We start from the raw sequence: 16286 nt of genomic DNA on the forward strand, positions 1-16286 counted from the left end.
ACACGACAATATTATGCACTTCCCTGTTAGAAGTAGGAGCAGTGTACCGTTGTATAGCTGAGTAGATGAGTGTTGAAGCGTACCCGCGGTACCCTTAAAGCAGGACAGTGCCGAACCTGAGCTCTGGTGCGTAACGCAATAACACACCCAGCTTGGTCGGCACTCCCGTGACCTGATGCACTCTCATAACGCTTTGGAACAGTGACAATATGCACATCATCGCACACCGTGGCTTCAACGGCCGCTACCCGGAAATGAGCCCGCTCGCCTATGAACAAGCCCTCACACTCCCCATTCATGGCGTGGAATGTGACGTGCGGCTTACCCGCGACGGGCAGGTGGTGTGCACCCACGACCGCACTATGCAGCGGGTTGCCGGCGACCCCATGGTGGTATCGCAGGCAACCGCGGGCCAGTTGAAAAAGCTCAACATCGCCCAAACCTTTGCCCCCAACCCGGAGGCGCCCACCTCCTCCCGGTACCCGGCAGGTTTGCCACCAGCTGGACAGCCCCTGGTCCAGCACCTGCTCACCCTGGATGAGCTGCTCGACATGGTGTTCGCCACCGACGATAAGCACCTGTACATAGAGACCAAACACCCCAGCCGGGCCGGCCGGATGCTGGAGGAACAATTGGTGTTGCGGCTGCGCTACCATAATCTGTTGCAGAGTCGCCGCATTCACGTGATCTCGTTTTCGCACGTGGCGATGCGGCGCATGCGGGCGTTGGCCCCCAAGATTGAGACGTTTTATCTGCGCCGCGACTGGGAGGCCAGGGTGAACCCCAAGGATGTGCGGCTGTCTGCGTCGAAAGGCTTGGGGCTGTCGGTGGCGCGCGGGCACAGCAGCCCATGGCTGATCACCGACAATACTTATATGTGGACGGTGAACGAGCCGGCGGACATGGCGTGGGCCAGGGATCATGGTGTTTCGGTGATGGCCACGGATTTCCCCGACGTTGCCTTGGATGTGGTGGGATCGGGTAAGTTGTAACCCATGGCTAAACGGAAAAAGAATCAGGAGCAGCTGCCCGAGGGCATGAGTCGTCGTCAAGCAAAGTTGGCTGCTCGGGCCGCGGAGCGTGCCGCATTGGCGCGGGACCCGCGACCCTACGGGAACCTGCCGTTTGAGGCGGATTTGATTGCATTGCAGGAGTTCGTCCCGTCCGCAACGGTGAAAGTAGCGGTGCCGGGCGCGGAACGGGATGTGTACCTGTGCACCGTGCTACCCGGCGGTGGTGCGGTATTGGTGCGGGACGACGGCGCCTATGTGGCGTTGCAAACCCGCAACCAGTCGTATAATCCGCATCGGGATCTCACCCGGGCGCTGGAGTGGGCGATCACCGCCCAGCCGGGCGAGGAGTTGGAGTCAGCCGTGGCCGAGAACGTGGAGCCGAAACTCGACAAGCTCATCCCCGCCATGGCCCCCGAGGACATTAGGGTTTTCGACGATTTCACCTGGTGGATTCCCGCCGGCACTGAGGTCAACCCGCAGTATGCGCAGGCCATTAAGGCAGCCAACGATTCCGTGATGCCGTCGCGCCGCATCACCACCGACATCGCCGGTGCCGCCTGGTGGATCGACACCGGCGACAAGGCCCACATCCGGTGGGTGCGCACCGAAAACGAAGACAAGGTGGTTCGCGCCCTGGCCCGGATTGCCGCCCGCGGCGAGCTGAAGTTGGGCGAGGAAACCAAATTCGCCGGCGTGTTCCGCACCCACGGCATTGCCGTGCCGGTGTGGGACCTGGACCCGGATCGGGACTACACCAACTATGCCGCCGAGCTGAAACGGGTAGACAAGGCCATTCTCGCCGAGCTAGATAACGATGCGCAGCTGTCTTCGGAGGAACGCCGGCAATTGGAGAACATTAAGTCTCGTCAGGTGACCATTTAATAAAACAGGTAAAATTATCTAATTTTTCGAGAATTTTAGCGCATAACTAACGTGCTTGCGGAATAATGAACACTATCTTCCACATCGTCCGCTCCGTCACGAATAGGAAAAGTTATGAGCTTCGCCACTATTCTCGATACGCTCACCACTATTATTTGGTCGCCAGCACTGGTGTTTGTGTGCCTGGCCGTGGGGATTTTCTTCACCGTTAGCACGCTGTTCATGCAGATTCGCTGTATTCCCGACATGTTTCAGCAGATGGTGGGCAATGATGATTCCGAATCCGGGGTGTCGTCGTTTAAGGCCCTGATGATCTCCCTGGCCGGCCGGGTCGGCGTCGGTAATATTGCCGGGGTGGCTACCGCCATCGCCTACGGTGGCCCGGGTGCCGTGTTTTGGATGTGGATCGTCGCCATTTTCGGCGCCGCCACATCCTTCATGGAATGCACCCTCGCCCAGATATATAAGGAGAAAGACCAGGATACTGGTGAATATCGGGGTGGGCCGGCCTACTATATCGAAAAGGCTTTCCAGCACACGCGGGCCCGAAAATTCATGCTGGTGTACGCCATTATTTTCGCGGTGTGCATGGTGCTGTCCGGCGGATATTTCCTCCTGGGCATTCAGGCGAACGGGGTGGCCGACGCCATGCGCAACGCGTGGGGGATTAACGTGTGGCTCAGCGCGGCCGTGTCGGCGGTGCTGGTGGGCGTCATCATCATGGGTGGGGTGAAGCGGATCGCTAACTTCGCCTCCCTGGTGGTGCCGTTCATGGCCATCATCTATATCTTGGCCGCAGTCATCATCATGTTCGTCAATTTTCACCATATTGATGACGTGTTTTCCCTGATCTTCCGGTCGGCGTTCGACCGGGAGGCCATGTTCTCGGGGATGTTGGGGTCGGCCATCATGTGGGGCGTGAAGCGCGGCATTTACTCCAACGAGGCTGGTCAGGGCACGGGTCCGCAGTCGGCGGCCGCCGCCGAGGTGTCGCACCCGGCGAAGCAGGGTTTTGTGCAGGCGTTCGCCGTGTATGCGGGCACACTGTTTGTGTGCTCGGCAACCGCGTTCATCATTCTCTCGACTGACATGTATAAGGTGTTCGAAGGCGAAAGCCAGGACGGTCCGGTGCGTTACGCCGGCCAGCTTGCCGACGGCGTAGACGTGGGACCCGGCTTCGTCCAGGAGGGTCTCAATAGCTTCGTGCCCGGCATCGGCGCCGGGTTCGTGGCGTTGGCGATCGTGCTGTTCGCGTTCACCACGGTGCTGGCCTACTACTACATGGCGGAAACCAACCTGGCCTATTTCAACCGGTGGATTCCCAACCATAAGGTGCGGGTGTCGCTGCTCATCGGCCTGCGGGTGTTGGCGGTTGCCTCGGTGGTTATTGGCGCCACCACCACCCCGGGCAATGCGTGGGCCCTGGGCGACATCGGGGTGGGCGTGACCACCTGGCTGAATATCATTGCGATCACCATTGTGCAGATTCCGGCCCACAAGGCCCTGTGGGATTACCACCGGCAAAAGAAGGCTGGGCTCGACCCGGTGTTCGAACCGGAGAAGTTGGGAATCAAGAACGCGGACTTTTGGACGGTCCGGGCGATGGAAGAACGCATCGCGGCGAAGCGTGCGGCCGGCGACAGCGACAGTAACGACGAAATCGACGGTAAGTCCAACCCCCAATAATCGGTTTCTATGTGCCGATAGGTAAGCGCTTCTGTCGGAAATTAGCCCCAGATTAGGGTAATCTGGGGCATTTTTGTGACTTGGGGCTCATTAATGAGGTAGTTCATGCATAATGGGCAGATGTATTCCACATCACAAAGAATGGAGAGGTGCCATGAGTTTTGCTGCACTCCTCGAAACCCTCAATAGTGTTATTTGGTCGCCGGCACTGGTGTTCCTGTGTTTGGCGGTGGGGGTTTATTTCACCCTGACCACGCTGTTTCTTCAGGTTCGGTGCCTGCCCGACATGATGCGGCAGATTGTGAGCAATGAAAAATCCGGTTCCGGGGTGTCCTCCTTTGAATCCCTGATGATCTCCCTGGCTGGCCGGGTTGGCGTGGGGAACATCGCGGGGGTGGCGACCGCTATTGCGTTCGGTGGCCCGGGGGCCGTGTTTTGGATGTGGGCGGTGGCGCTGTTGGGGTCGGCCACGTCGTTTATCGAATGCACGCTCGCCCAGATTTATAAGGAGAAGGACCGGGACACCGGCGAGTATCGGGGCGGGCCCGCCTACTACATTGAGAAAGCGTATAAGCACACCCGGGCGGGGAAGTTCATGCTGGTGTATGCGGTGGTGTTCGCCGTGGCGATGATGCTGGCCACATCGTATTTCCTCCCCGGAATTCAGGCCAATGGGGTGGCTGCCGCCATGCATAATGCTTGGGGAACAGATGTTCGTATTAGTGCGGTGGTGTTGGGGATCCTGCTGGCGGTCATCATCATGGGTGGGGTGCGGCGGATCGCGAACTTCGCCTCCCTGGTAGTGCCGCTCATGGCGGTGGTGTACATCTTGGCGTCGATCGTGATCATGTTTGTGAATTTCGACCGGATTGACGACGTGTTTTCCCTGATCTTCCGGTCCGCATTCGACCAAGAGGCCATGTTCTCCGGGATGCTGGGCGCTGCCATCATGTGGGGCGTGAAGCGCGGCATCTATTCCAACGAGGCCGGTCAAGGCACCGGTCCGCAGTCGGCGGCCGCCGCCGAGGTGTCGCACCCGGCAAAACAAGGGTTCGTGCAGGCGTTTGCCGTGTACGTGGATACGTTGTTTGTGTGCTCGGCGACCGCGTTTATCATCATTTCCACCGACATGTATAAGGTGTTCGAAAACCAGAGTGAGGACGGCGCGGTGCGTTACGCAGGTAAGCTTGCCGACGGCGTGCCCGTGGGGCCCGGCTTCGTTCAGGAAGGCCTCAATAGCTTCACCAGCGGCATCGGCACGAGCTTCGTTGCGGTGGCGATCGGGCTGTTCGCCTTCACCACGGTGCTGGCCTACTACTACATGGCGGAAACTAACCTGGCCTATTTCAACCGGTGGATTCACAGCCGGCGGCTGCGGCTGGCATTCGTGTGGGGGCTTCGGGTGCTGGTGGTGGTGTCGGTTGTGGTGGGCGCCATGACTACCCCGGGCAATGCGTGGGCCCTGGGCGACATCGGGGTGGGCGCCACGGCCTGGCTGAATATCATTGCGATCGTGGTGCTGCAGATCCCGGCTCACAAGGCCCTGTGGGATTACCACCGGCAGAAGAAGGCCGGGCTCGACCCAGTGTTTGACCCAGAAAAACTAGGGATCAAGAACGCGGACTTTTGGGTGCAGGAGCGGAAGACATCCCAGTCACCTGCAGTCACGGCGGAGGCTTAGAATTGTTGCCGTAAGTATCGGTGCGACAAGAAGGGTGACCGCGTGGCGGACGTCGACAAGCTAGTAATAGCCGGGGAGATCGGGCGACAAACCGCCCTCGAATATCTCGAATACACTTTCGAACCTGGTGTGATGTATGCGCTCGCCGGCCGCAACGGTGCGGGCAAATCAACGCTGCTGCTCACCCTTGCCGGGGAGTTGGAACCCGTGTCTGGCGAGGTCACGTTTGGCGGGACGCCGCCCGGGGACGTGACCAACGCCGGCAACATTGTGCGCGTGAGCGACCCGATATTCTTGCCGGATCTATCGCTGGGGGAACACATCGAACTCATGCAACGTAAAACCAAAGTCGACCTGTCTGACGCGCTCGCCACCTGGCAGCTGGAGGAGCTCCTGCCCCTGCCGCCGGCGCAGCTTTCCAGTGGTCAGCGGCAGCGGGCATTCCTCGCCATCCAACTGTACCTGCCCACCCAGGTGCTGCTCATGGACGAGCCCGAACGCTACCTGGACACGCACTGGCAGCAATGTTTGACCACCGAACTGCGGAATCTCGCCAGTGCCGGGCGGATCGTGGTGGTGGCAACACACAGCGCCGACATGCTGGCCGCCTGCGACCATCGCATCGTGGTGGGGCACCATGGGTAAGCTTATCGACGCCCTCTACTACCTGGTGGTCACCGCCCTCATTGGTGGCTTCGTGGTGCAGGGCGCCCTAAAACTCACTCCCACCCTCGAACACACATTCGGCACGGCGGCGGCGCGGGTGCCGGATTCCTGGGCATTCCCCCTGGCAATTATCGGCCTGCTCACCCTTAACCTGCTCCTGGAACGAATCCTCCCACTTCGGGCGCTCTCCGAGGCGCATTGGGTGTATACCGCCCGCCCGGCGCGCCGCATGCCCGGGTTCGACGGGCTGTCGTGGGTGCAGTTGGGGCTGGTCGGCGCGGTTGCGGCCCTCGTCGGGATGGGGCAGGGCATGTGGTGGCAGTATGCGGTGATCGCGGTGCTGTCCCGATTCATGATGGGGATGCGTAACTGGACGCTCGCCCAACTGTTGGCGGCGGGGGTTACCCGGTCGGTGGGGTTGGGTGGCCTGTCCGTGCAGGATTCCGAACTGGTGAGCCAGGCGTTCGCCCAGTGCGCCATCACTAATAACCCGAAGGTGTGGTTGGCCGTGCGGCCGGCCGGAAACCCGTGGCTGCTGGTGGCGCGCAGATATGGGCGCCGGTTTTACCTCCCCCTGCTGGTGGTCATTATTGTGTGCCTGTCGTTGAGCATGGCGCCCACCTGGCCGCAGGTGGCGGCGGTGGTGTTCCTCCTGGCCTGGTCGATCTTGGGGGCGGGGGTGGCCCGGTGCGCCAGGTTTGGGATGTGGGGATCGCCGGAAACTGCGCGGGTGCTGTGGGTTGTGGTGGCAGGGCATGCCCTGGTTGCGGCCATGATTCTGTGGGTCACCTGGCGGGCGGTAAACCCGGCGGCCCTGGTGGCAACCGTGGTGATGGTGGTGTATGTGGGGGTTGTGCGGTCCCGGCCGCGGGCCGCCACCAGCGCGGAGGTTGTTGATTCCGGGTTGGGGGCGATGGTATCCCCCGACCTGATCGGCTACTACGGCAAGGGGCTGGTGGTGGCCCTGGTGGGTGCGGTGATTACCCTGGCGGCTATTTCAGGGAGTTAAATAATTGCTGGGAGCCTTCCTCGTCCCACAGCACCACGGAGCCCACATCATAGTTACCGAACCCACCCACGGGGACGGTTTCCGTGGTGACCCCGCTGCGCATTGCGAGTGCCACCCGGGCCAGGTTCCACACGTGGTCTTTTTCGCCCACGGTGAAGCTGCCGGTCACGGTGGTGATGGTGGGCAGGAGTCGGAATGGGTTTGCCAGGGTTCCGGCGGAGGACACCTTTTTGACGAGGGCGGCGAAGAATTCCCGCTGGCGTTGTACCCGGTCCAGGTCGCCCATGGCGGTGGCGCGGGTGCGCACGTAGCCTAGGGCGGTGGGTCCGTCGACTTTTTGGCAGCCTGCCTGAATGTCCAGGTGGGCGAGCGGGTCTTGGATGGGTTCCTTGGGGCACACTTCGATGCCGCTCACCGCGTCAACAACGTTGGCGAGCCCGCCCATGCCGATTTCCGCATAGTGTTTGATGCGCAGCCCGGTGGCTTCTTCCACGGTTTGGGTGAGGAGTTGCGGGCCGCCGAAGGTGAAGGCCGCATTGATTTTGTCCATGCCGTAGCCGGGAATGTTCACGTAGGAGTCGCGGGGTAGGGACACCAGGGTGGCCTTGCCGGTGAGGGGGATGTGCAGCAGCATGATGGTGTCGGTGCGCATGGACCCAATGTCCCCACCGGTTCCGAGGCGTTGCGCGTCTGCTTCGGACAACCCGGTGCGGGAGTCGGAGCCGACCAGGAGCCAGTTGGTGCCGCTGGTGGCGGCAATGTGCTGGGGTGGGTCGGCGGCCACCCGGTTGAGCCGACTATCGAGCCAGAACGTGCCGGCAACAGCTAGCACGAGCACCACGACCAGGGTCCAGGCCAGGCCGGAGAGGCAGCCGCGGGGTCGGAGTCGGGGTAGCCGGAAATTACCCAAGTTGCCCCAGGGGGATTGGTTTCCGGCCGGCCGGCGGCGTTGTTGCCCCTGTTGGGGGCGTCGCTGGGGTGCGCGTTGGCCAGAGTGTTGTTGGGGGTTTCGCCGTCCCTGCCCTTGCCGTTGGCCTTGCCCGGTGGTTCGGGGTCGACGCTGCCCCTGCCCCTGACTTTGCCGTCGTTGGCCCATGGGCGCACCATCCCGACCTAATTGTTGCGTCTCATAGTATTGCTGGGATTCGGCCGGGTCCGGAATGTATTGCTGTGGCCTGCCGCTTTGGCGTGGCTGCCCCTGCCGGGGTTGCTGCCCACCACCGGTTTGGCGAGGTTGCCGCGCCGGCTGTTGCTGCGGTCGTTGCGGCCGTTGTCCTCGCGGCGTGGTCCCCTCGCGGCCTCGGATGGGCCGACCATAACGATCTACCATGACAACCCCACCTGTACGATGTGCGATAGCATTGTGGTCACCTTTCTCGGATCCATAGGCCCAACAATAACGGGACACCAGCGAAAAATAGAACATTTGACGCTGGTCTTACCTGAATTATTCTTTAAGAATACCGTAACAGGGGTGGGTTAGAGTCCCAGGAAGCTCAAATGCCCTCGTAAGAGTGAGTAGCCCACGAACGCCACCGCGTCGATAAGAAAATGCCCAAGAATGAGCGGCCAGACTCGGCGAGTCTTCAAATAGTATGCGCCGAATATGAGCCCCATGATGATGTTCCCCAGGCCGGCTGACCAGCCCTGATACAGGTGGTAGCTGCCCCGCAGCACCGCGGAGAGCAGCAGGGCCACCCACGGGGGGATCCGCAATTGTTCCAGCCGGGTGATGAGCCACATCACCACAACGATTTCTTCGCTGAAGGCGTTCGCCGCCGACCAGATGAGCAACACGATGATCTCCCACCAGGCGTCGTCAAGCGTGCTGGGAACCACCTGCTTGCTGAACCCAAAATGCACCGCGGAAAGGTAGAACACCAGGCCGGGGATACCGATGAGCGCCGCCAAGCCCGCGCCTTCCAGGATTGCTTTGGGCTGCCACCGGGAAAATATCGACTCGCGCAGCAGGTACAGGGCTAGAAACCCCCAGCTAAACAGCATTGCTGAGCTACATAGCTGCATGGCCAGGTCAATCCAGGATGTGTCCGATTGGTGTTCCGCCAGCGTGGTTTGTTGCTGGTTGAGCGGCACCGGCTGCATGAGATCGCTGAGCAGTCGCAGGGCGGCCCGCATGCCGCTCAGTCCGAACGTCACCACCAGCACGATCGCAATCTCTTGCCGAATCCGCCTGGTGTCGGCCGGCTGGTCGGTTGCGGGGTTATTAGAAATAGTAATCATAGTGTTATTCGCCTATCAGAGTCACCATATAACGTAGCCGCAACCCCAAATAATTGGGCCGGCGACACCCGCAACGCGCCCACATGAATAGGCGTACGAATATTCTCAAACGGGAAAACCAATGCGCCCAAGCCTGCCATATTAAACATGGTTGCCCACGGCGTCCACTGGGTTTGCGCATAGAAATCAGATTCGGGCGACATGGCCCGAAAATACCCGATCGGCGGCGGATCAAACGCCAACATGGGGCTGAGCAGCACATCCACATCCCACGCCCGCAACACCTGCGACTTCACCGACATGAACTCGGTAATCACCGCCTCCTTCCGATGCTCCCCAATCCGGGACCCCCGATCCCGCAGCCACGACACCAACGGCGAGGCCTCACCCGTCACCTTCACCGACCGCAACGACAAAATATCGTGAAACGCCGCAAACGGGGCATCCCCATACGGCCGCCGCACCATCATCACATCATGCCCGGCCTTACTCAACGCCGACGCCGCCCGATCCACCGCCGAAAGCATGTGCTCCGAAACCTCAACCTCCGCATGCACCGGCTCGATCAGCACCCCCACCCGCAGCCGCGGCACCCGCGCCGGGACGGTGACATTATTCACATACGCCGAGTCGGTGAGCGTGCCGGCAAGAAACCCCTGCGCCACCGGGTTTGCGTTCCCCGTGTCGTGCGGCGGCTTATAGCCCACAATGCCCGTGCACGCTGCCGGAATCCGAATCGACCCCCCACCATCCGATGCGTGGGCCGCCCGCACCAACCCCCGCGCCACCATGACCGCGGCACCACCCGACGACCCGCCCGGCGTGTGCCCCGGCAGCGTGGGATTATCCGGGTGCGGCAACCCCACCGGTTCGGTGTAGGCGGTGAGTCCCAGCTCGGGGGCCAAAGTTTTCCCCGGAATAATGGCGCCCTGCCGCAGACAGCGGAGAAGAAACGGATCCGTTTCCGTCGCCATATACGTCCGACTCCGGTTTCCCAACGTGGTGGGCATGCCCGCAACATCCGATAAGTCTTTCGCCGGAATAATCCACCCAGAGAGCCGACCATACCCCCGCGACCGCCGGAGCTTTTGGGACCGTTGCGCTCGATGCTGTTGTGCTTGCAGCTGCGCTCGGGCGGCATCCGGGTCGAAATATGCGAAACCATGCTCCCGTGGGCTCAAAGCGGCCACGAGTGAGCTCAAACGACGAAGGGACTCAGGCATGTAGGTAGCGTACCTATTCATTACCGTAAGATAATAGTTATGAGTGTAACTGTGGCATATTTAGGACCCGCCGGTACGTTCACCGAGGCGGCGCTATGGGAATTCGCCCACCGCGGCTACCTGACCACCCCAGTTACCGACGCAAAAACAATGCTTGTCGACGCCACCCGCGGCGGGGGAGCAGGCTTGGAGGCGGGGGCTGGGGGCGCGCCCGCCGCATCCCCCGCCGATAATGTTATTCCTTTTCCCTGCACCAGCCCCCGGGAGGCCATTTCCGCGCTGCGTGCCGGGGACGCCGATTATGCGGTTGTGGCTATTGAAAACTCGGTGGATGGGTTTGTGACCCCCACCTTTGATGCCCTTGATGCCGATGGGATACAGATTTATGCCGAACTGGATTTACCCATTGCGTTCGCCATGATGATGCGCCCCGGAATGTCATTATCCGAGGTCACCACGGTCACCACCCACCCGGTGGCCTACCAGCAGGTAAAAACCTGGCTTGCCGACACCATTGGGGAGCACACCTTTGTGCCCGCCTCCTCCAATGCGGCCGCGGCGCAAATCGTGGCCGACGGTGGCGCCGACCTTGCGGCGGCTCCGGTCCGGTCGGCGGAGCTGTTTCACTTGACCGTGGTTGCGGAGAACATTGCGGACGTGGCCGGGGCCCGCACCCGGTTTGTGGTGGTGGGGCCGACCGGCATGTCGCCGGCACCTACCGGGGTGGACCGGACCGCGGTGGTGTTTACCCTGCGGAACGAGCCGGGGTCCCTGGTGGCCGCGTTGACGGAGTTCGCGGTGCGGGGCGTCGACCTCTCCCGAATTGAATCGCGTCCAATTGAAAACGGGTTGGGGACGTACCGGTTCCATGTGGATTTGAATGGGCACGTGACTCAACCCATGGTGGCGGAAGCATTGCGCGCACTCTATGTGCGGTGTGAGTCAATAAAGTTTTTAGGTTCGTGGCCGGCGGCCCCCACCGCATCTGAGCGTGAACGGCAACTTCACCACAATAATCGCTTGCTCGCGGAGGCCGAGTCCTGGGTTTCTGCGGCACAAACCGGAAGGATGATGTGACATGGTTGCACGCATGATCCTCATGCGACACGGGCGGACGTATTCGAATGCCCGAAAACACTTGGACACCCGACCCCCGGGTGCGGAGCTAACGGAAATCGGTCGCCAGCAGGCGTTTGATACGGGACGCCGCCTGCGGAACGTGACCTCGGACATTGGGCTGGCAGTGTGCTCGATTGCCATGCGGGCGCAGCAAAGCCTCAACCTGGCGCTGTTGGGCTATGGGGCGATGCCGCTGGATGTGCCGGGCGTGGGCAAGCCCAGTATCCCGGTGGAGGTTATTTTGGGTATCCACGAGATTTTCGTGGGCGCCGACTACGATGACATGGATTCCTCCGAAGCCCACCGCCAGTACAATATTGCGTTCGAAGGCTGGCAGTCCGGGGACTTGTCGGCGGGGCTCCCGGGTGGGGAAACCGCCGGTGAAATGCTGGACCGGTATGTGCCGGCATTGATGGCCGCCTACGAGCGCGCCAACGGCAAAGACCTGTTCGTAGTGACGCACGGTGCCGCGATCCGGGTGCTCTGCATCCACGCCCTTGCCGACCCGAGCATCACCGGCCCGCACATTGATAACGGTTCGTTGACTGTGATCGAACCGGTCGGCGAGTTCGGCCAGTGGCGTTGCCCCATGTGGGCCAGCAACGACTAGCCCGCTTTACGACGCCTAAAGCACCAGGCAGGCACGGGTATTCCATAGTGAGGAAGTAGGTTTGGATGCGTCCTGTTACATGCTTGGTGAAACGCGGTTGCCTCAGCGTTCTTACCCTGGTGGTGTGTCTGATCGTGATGGTCGTGTCTGCTGGGAAATACGCGGCGAATCGTCATTCATTCCCCGAGAACACCGCCAGTTGGGGGCAGTCAGGTAACTATATTATGGGATATGGTCCGGTTCGGGAACCATACCTTGATACAATCAAAAACACGTATCAAGTATTTTCTCCTGATGGAAAATGGCTGGATGAAACAACCCAACAAGGTAGTTATTATCCTATCGCTATCCCGACACGGCAAGGGTCATATCTCTATTTTGCTGATGCTATCAAACAGGCGGGTGAATACACCCATGAGATAAGCATTAATGCCCATGACCCTATCGAATATTCTAGTAATTCTGAGACTGGGACCTTTGGCGTCGCCGCTGTTAACGCTTCTTCAACAGAGTTCGCATACGACATTCTGACCTTGAAGAGTGATGGGAAATCAACCAAATTTTCCACCGATATTGTGCCTATTTCTTTAGCGGTGGGAAAAGATTATGCGCTAGTTGCGGGGTATTTATCGTCAGAAAAGCGGCTCTTATTGGTTGACGACCAAGGTCATGTGACAGAAACTAGTTTCCCCGATGAATACCGGCTTGATTCTCCATATTTCCCTTATTCATATGTTAATTATCTCGGGAATGATCGGTTTGAGATTCTGCAAGCGGATCGAGTGGTAGAAGGCGAGCGTGGTCATACAGTAGATTTCACCTCGTTTGAGGTTGAGTTGAAGAAGAACCATGCCAGCACTAAACATGTGTTATCCGTATCACATTTTACAAAGTCATTGCCTGAAGACTTTGTGTCCACCTATGCTCTTCGGCATGGTGATAGTGGTTATGTGACCGAGGATGGCCGAGTCTATGTTCACGAGCGTTTGAACAATAAGCCAACATTCACTGGGCAGTTAGAGGGATTCTCCAAAGAGAACCACGTTACAAATAATAATTTTATCCCTGTTAATTCTCGGTTCGGTGAACCATCATTTGGGATTCAAAGCAAAGACGCTGTTTCTATTCGATCGTGGTTTGAACCAAATAAGGTAATAGTGACGATTCCCCTCAGTAAGAATGCATGCTTCCTCGATGTTGACGAGGTTTGCAACCTCGCGTCGATAAACAGGGTTCCTTAGAATCCCTTGAAGCGAGGTGCGTCGGGTGTATGCGCTGCCAGAGTGCTGAACCTCATTGTGTAAGATGAAACCTGTTTATTACACCGATTATCAGTGATATGTGATGTGGTTAGACGCCAGGCGCCCGCATTCTTGGTTAGGGCGCCTTACCCCTATCGAGGCTGAAATAGGCAGACGGCTACATGCGGCTTCGCTATCATTAGTGTCATGAGCCAGCCTTTTAATCCACGTAGCCCCCAAAATAATCCCCGTAATCGGGACTATCGTATCGGTGATGCCGAACGTCAGAAGGCAATGGATGACCTAGGCAAACACTTTACCGCTGGTCGGTTGGATATCACCGAATACGATAATCGCCTCACCAACGTTGCAGAAGCAACCATGCGGTCCGATTTGATACCGATCTTCTCGGATCTCCCGGCCATTACTGATACCAACACCTCGGCCGCCATACCGCATGCCACCGGCATCCCTGAAGAAGACAAATTCAGCAGGAGCGAGATAGAAGAAAGCTACCGGTCTGGGAGACGCATCAAGCTGGGCGTTATGATACTCATGTTCATGGCTGCTGTGAGCTCAACCCTTATTCTGCAAGATAAGTTGGTAGCTTTCACAATGATGATGACATTTCTTGCCACGTTTGTTCTGTTGTATGTGATGAAGTTGGGGCCGAAGTCATGGCATCAGCCCAGCCCCCGCGCCTTGGCGCGGCAACGGCGACGGCAAATCGCCCAGGCCCAGGCCATGCAGGTGCAGGCCATGCAGCTCGCCCATGCCCAACAAATGGCGCAGCAGCGACTCGTCCGGCAACAACAGCAGGCGGAAATCACTAATGCTGCCTTGGAAGTGACCAACCAGTACGTCCAACGGCTTCGGAACCGCAACCGCTACCGCCGCTAATAATGGTAATCACAAAGAACAGCCACGTTCCGTTTTCTGCTGGTCAAGGCGTCAGATGAGGCTGAGGGCTCATTGGTAATCAAGTGGTTTTGATCCAGGACTTTGCGGGGAACGCCACGGCTGAGGTGTTTCGATCACATGTGACGGAGTATGTCCAACACAATAATATCGGATCTGAACAGTCCCCAAATCAAACGAATACTGCACATTGCGCTGGCATTATCCACATCAACTGGTGCACAATGATTATGGGGTGGCTACCCCACCTTTAGTAATGACGCGGAGATGATTGTTCGTTACTTTTCAGACCATCCTGGGATATCGCAAAGCCCGAAAATACCGGCGCGACTATGTGGGTTACCTTTTTCAAGACTACGCCCTCATCCCAGACCAAACCGTCTACGACAACATCAACCTAGCCGCCCGACCCAACAAAATCCTCTCCACCAAAGCAATGCTCACCCAGATTGCCCAGGCACTAGACCAGGTGGGGCTGGCCAGATGCGAGCACCGAACTCAGCAGCGGGTCGCCATCGCCCGACTCCTCGTGCGGCCGCCCAAGGTAGTGCTCGCCGATGAACCCACCGGCGCGCTCGACCACGACAACTCCCTGCGGGTCATTGCTCACCTGCGCGACCTTGCCGACGGCGGCGCAAGCGTGGTCGTGGCCACCCACTCCGACCTCGTGGCCGACTCCGCCGACCAACACATTAAGGTCGCATGATGTAGCAGGGGTGAGGCTACTGTCGGGAAGAGGACGGCACCGACTGCTGGCCCTGCCCCTGTTGCCCTTGCGCACCCACGGAATTCGGCACGGCGGCAGCGGGCTCACCAGCGGACACTGCCTCGCTGGTGGAGGCCGGCTTCTCCGGTAAGCTCATGTCGCTGTTCTTCCCATCATGACATTGCGACGTTGAAGCCGGCGACCGCATCACCACATAGGATTGGTCACCAAAATACCGGGCAAGCTTCGCATTCAAAGCGATCTCCACCCACTCCTTCTCCACCGAAGCAATCTGCGGTTCCAGCCATTCCCGCTGGTCATCGCGTCGGGTGTTTCCCTCCCCGTGGCTGACCGCCACCACCTTTGTGCCAATGAGGGTAACGGTAATGAAATGCTCCTGTTTGGCGGAACTATAAATATCTACCGAAGCAGACTGGTTATCCGTCAGGTCACCCCGGTAATGGATGACGGCGCGCACCCCATTCTCGGTGGTTGACAACGCCGCGCCGTCGATAAGCGGCAAATCGGCATTGGTGGCGGCAGAGGCGGGTTGCGAATTCCTACTATCGTCACGTTTTGCCTGGTAGGTGCAGGTTCGGTATAAACCAGGAACGCTTGCTGGGTTGCGGGACTCGCTAGGCGTGTCGATGATCTGCCTATTGCTTTGAGGGCTGCTCTGTGGCTGAACCTGCCGCGTTTCCTGCTCCTGTTTCTCTCGGCCCCCGGTTGTGCTGCATCCGGTGATTAGCAACGCCGCAACGAATATTGCAAGCAATCGTTTCATGGCCACTCCTCTCTTGCTTTTCGACGTTTCTCCTGGTTGAAAGCCCTATTCATTATTATGACACCCAAGGAACCCTCGAATGCTGTCCAACACGACCCACAAGCCTCACGAACCTGTGCGATTAATGTGGGTGACATTTGACAGTATCAATGGTTCTTCTGACGTGGTGCCAGAATCCCATATTTATTGGTTTTGATTATTTTGCCCTCGGTATTTTAAGGGGATACTTTTGTTGGTATTATTTTCGCTGTTGAGGGGACATGGTGAATTAAAATCAACCATGCTGGTGCAAGCCACTATGGGGAAGTGGTCGAAAATATGAGTTTTCCGCAATAATCCTCTCATTACCTAATTCCTTATGAAAATAATCCGTAACTTTATTCTATGGCACTTGCCCGCCCAGTAGGGGAGCGGGGGAGGCTGTCGACAATATGACTGCACAGTTTCTAAGCTAAAGATCGGGTTGGCGCCCAGGCGTTTAGGGTGCTGAGGGTGGGTGTGGTTGCT

15 protein-coding genes are annotated in these 16286 nt (G+C 58.9%); 11 read left to right on the forward strand and 4 right to left on the reverse strand.

Annotation, left to right across the window (positions count from 1 at the left end):
- The first annotated feature begins 209 nt into the window (after window positions 1-209).
- The 6 genes from HBA49_RS00120 to HBA49_RS00145 all read left to right on the forward strand — a co-directional run bounded on the left by HBA49_RS00120 (window position 210) and on the right by HBA49_RS00145 (window position 6937).
- The gene (locus tag HBA49_RS00120) at window positions 210-992 is read left to right on the forward strand and encodes a glycerophosphodiester phosphodiesterase family protein (RefSeq protein WP_005525336.1); all 783 of its coding nucleotides are present in this window, start codon (window positions 210-212) and stop codon (window positions 990-992) included.
- 3 nt (window positions 993-995) lie between these two features.
- A complete protein-coding gene (locus HBA49_RS00125) occupies window positions 996-1895 on the forward strand; it encodes a DUF5926 family protein (RefSeq protein WP_005525159.1) in 900 nt (299 codons plus the stop codon).
- Between the two features lie 114 nt (window positions 1896-2009).
- The gene (locus tag HBA49_RS00130; protein ID WP_005524791.1) at window positions 2010-3581 is read left to right on the forward strand and encodes an alanine/glycine:cation symporter family protein; all 1572 of its coding nucleotides are present in this window, start codon (window positions 2010-2012) and stop codon (window positions 3579-3581) included.
- 154 nt (window positions 3582-3735) lie between these two features.
- Window positions 3736-5262, forward strand: a complete 1527-nt coding sequence (locus HBA49_RS00135) for an alanine/glycine:cation symporter family protein (RefSeq protein ID WP_005525434.1) — start codon at window positions 3736-3738, stop codon at window positions 5260-5262.
- A gap of 42 nt (window positions 5263-5304) precedes the next feature.
- On the forward strand, window positions 5305-5907 hold the full coding sequence (locus HBA49_RS00140; RefSeq protein WP_005525276.1) for an ABC transporter ATP-binding protein: 603 nt from the start codon (window positions 5305-5307) through the stop codon (window positions 5905-5907).
- A complete protein-coding gene (locus HBA49_RS00145) occupies window positions 5900-6937 on the forward strand; it encodes a hypothetical protein (protein WP_005524809.1) in 1038 nt (345 codons plus the stop codon). Before HBA49_RS00140 ends, HBA49_RS00145 begins: the two co-directional genes overlap by 8 nt.
- Here HBA49_RS00145 and HBA49_RS00150 read toward each other — a convergent pair.
- From HBA49_RS00150 to HBA49_RS00160, 3 genes are all read right to left on the reverse strand, one after another.
- Window positions 6921-8267, reverse strand: a complete 1347-nt coding sequence (locus HBA49_RS00150; protein ID WP_005525149.1) for an LCP family protein — start codon at window positions 8265-8267, stop codon at window positions 6921-6923. The two genes, HBA49_RS00145 and HBA49_RS00150, sit on opposite strands and share 17 nt — an antisense overlap.
- A 149-nt stretch (window positions 8268-8416) precedes the next feature.
- Window positions 8417-9178, reverse strand: coding sequence for a CPBP family intramembrane glutamic endopeptidase (locus HBA49_RS00155; protein WP_005525478.1), 762 nt, complete (start codon window positions 9176-9178; stop codon window positions 8417-8419).
- Entirely contained in the window at window positions 9175-10401 is a 1227-nt protein-coding gene (locus tag HBA49_RS00160) for an amidase family protein (RefSeq protein WP_005525242.1), read from the reverse strand. The genes HBA49_RS00155 and HBA49_RS00160 overlap by 4 nt, the downstream gene beginning before the upstream one ends.
- 39 nt (window positions 10402-10440) lie before the next feature.
- On the opposite strand from HBA49_RS00160, the gene pheA reads away from it, so the two are divergent.
- The 5 genes from pheA (at window position 10441) to HBA49_RS00185 (ending at window position 14995) form a co-directional block, all read left to right on the forward strand.
- Window positions 10441-11478: a prephenate dehydratase gene (gene pheA, locus HBA49_RS00165; RefSeq protein ID WP_005525078.1), complete on the forward strand. Its 1038-nt coding sequence runs from the start codon at window positions 10441-10443 to the stop codon at window positions 11476-11478.
- A 1-nt stretch (window position 11479) separates the two neighbouring features.
- Complete coding sequence (locus HBA49_RS00170; protein WP_005524954.1) at window positions 11480-12130, forward strand: histidine phosphatase family protein; 651 nt, start codon at window positions 11480-11482, stop codon at window positions 12128-12130.
- A gap of 65 nt (window positions 12131-12195) precedes the next feature.
- Complete coding sequence (locus tag HBA49_RS00175) at window positions 12196-13371, forward strand: hypothetical protein (RefSeq protein WP_040431638.1); 1176 nt, start codon at window positions 12196-12198, stop codon at window positions 13369-13371.
- 207 nt (window positions 13372-13578) lie between these two features.
- Complete coding sequence (locus HBA49_RS00180; protein WP_005525210.1) at window positions 13579-14271, forward strand: DUF1707 SHOCT-like domain-containing protein; 693 nt, start codon at window positions 13579-13581, stop codon at window positions 14269-14271.
- 289 nt (window positions 14272-14560) lie between these two features.
- The gene (locus HBA49_RS00185; protein WP_005524996.1) at window positions 14561-14995 is read left to right on the forward strand and encodes an ATP-binding cassette domain-containing protein; all 435 of its coding nucleotides are present in this window, start codon (window positions 14561-14563) and stop codon (window positions 14993-14995) included.
- A 16-nt stretch (window positions 14996-15011) separates the two neighbouring features.
- Here HBA49_RS00185 and HBA49_RS00190 read toward each other — a convergent pair whose 3' ends face one another.
- Complete coding sequence (locus HBA49_RS00190; RefSeq protein ID WP_005525498.1) at window positions 15012-15779, reverse strand: putative periplasmic lipoprotein; 768 nt, start codon at window positions 15777-15779, stop codon at window positions 15012-15014.
- Between the last annotated feature and the right edge of the window lie 507 nt (window positions 15780-16286).

Source organism: Corynebacterium matruchotii, from assembly GCF_011612265.2.
In the GTDB taxonomy this organism is placed as follows: Bacteria; Actinomycetota; Actinomycetes; order Mycobacteriales; family Mycobacteriaceae; genus Corynebacterium; species Corynebacterium matruchotii.

Excerpts from the sequence above, each read along its gene's own strand:
- HBA49_RS00120 (WP_005525336.1), top strand. The coding sequence starts at position 210 with ATGCACATCATCGCACACCGTGGCTTCAACGGCCGCTACCCGGAAATG.
- HBA49_RS00125 (WP_005525159.1), top strand. The coding sequence starts at position 996 with ATGGCTAAACGGAAAAAGAATCAGGAGCAGCTGCCCGAGGGCATGAGT.
- HBA49_RS00130 (WP_005524791.1), top strand. The coding sequence starts at position 2,010 with ATGAGCTTCGCCACTATTCTCGATACGCTCACCACTATTATTTGGTCG.
- HBA49_RS00135 (WP_005525434.1), top strand. The coding sequence starts at position 3,736 with ATGAGTTTTGCTGCACTCCTCGAAACCCTCAATAGTGTTATTTGGTCG.
- HBA49_RS00145 (WP_005524809.1), top strand. The coding sequence starts at position 5,900 with ATGGGTAAGCTTATCGACGCCCTCTACTACCTGGTGGTCACCGCCCTC.
- HBA49_RS00150 (WP_005525149.1), bottom strand. The coding sequence starts at position 8,267 with ATGGTAGATCGTTATGGTCGGCCCATCCGAGGCCGCGAGGGGACCACG.
- HBA49_RS00155 (WP_005525478.1), bottom strand. The coding sequence starts at position 9,178 with ATGATTACTATTTCTAATAACCCCGCAACCGACCAGCCGGCCGACACC.
- HBA49_RS00160 (WP_005525242.1), bottom strand. The coding sequence starts at position 10,401 with ATGCCTGAGTCCCTTCGTCGTTTGAGCTCACTCGTGGCCGCTTTGAGC.
- pheA (WP_005525078.1), top strand. The coding sequence starts at position 10,441 with ATGAGTGTAACTGTGGCATATTTAGGACCCGCCGGTACGTTCACCGAG.
- HBA49_RS00170 (WP_005524954.1), top strand. The coding sequence starts at position 11,480 with ATGGTTGCACGCATGATCCTCATGCGACACGGGCGGACGTATTCGAAT.
- HBA49_RS00175 (WP_040431638.1), top strand. The coding sequence starts at position 12,196 with ATGCGTCCTGTTACATGCTTGGTGAAACGCGGTTGCCTCAGCGTTCTT.
- HBA49_RS00180 (WP_005525210.1), top strand. The coding sequence starts at position 13,579 with ATGAGCCAGCCTTTTAATCCACGTAGCCCCCAAAATAATCCCCGTAAT.
- HBA49_RS00190 (WP_005525498.1), bottom strand. The coding sequence starts at position 15,779 with ATGAAACGATTGCTTGCAATATTCGTTGCGGCGTTGCTAATCACCGGA.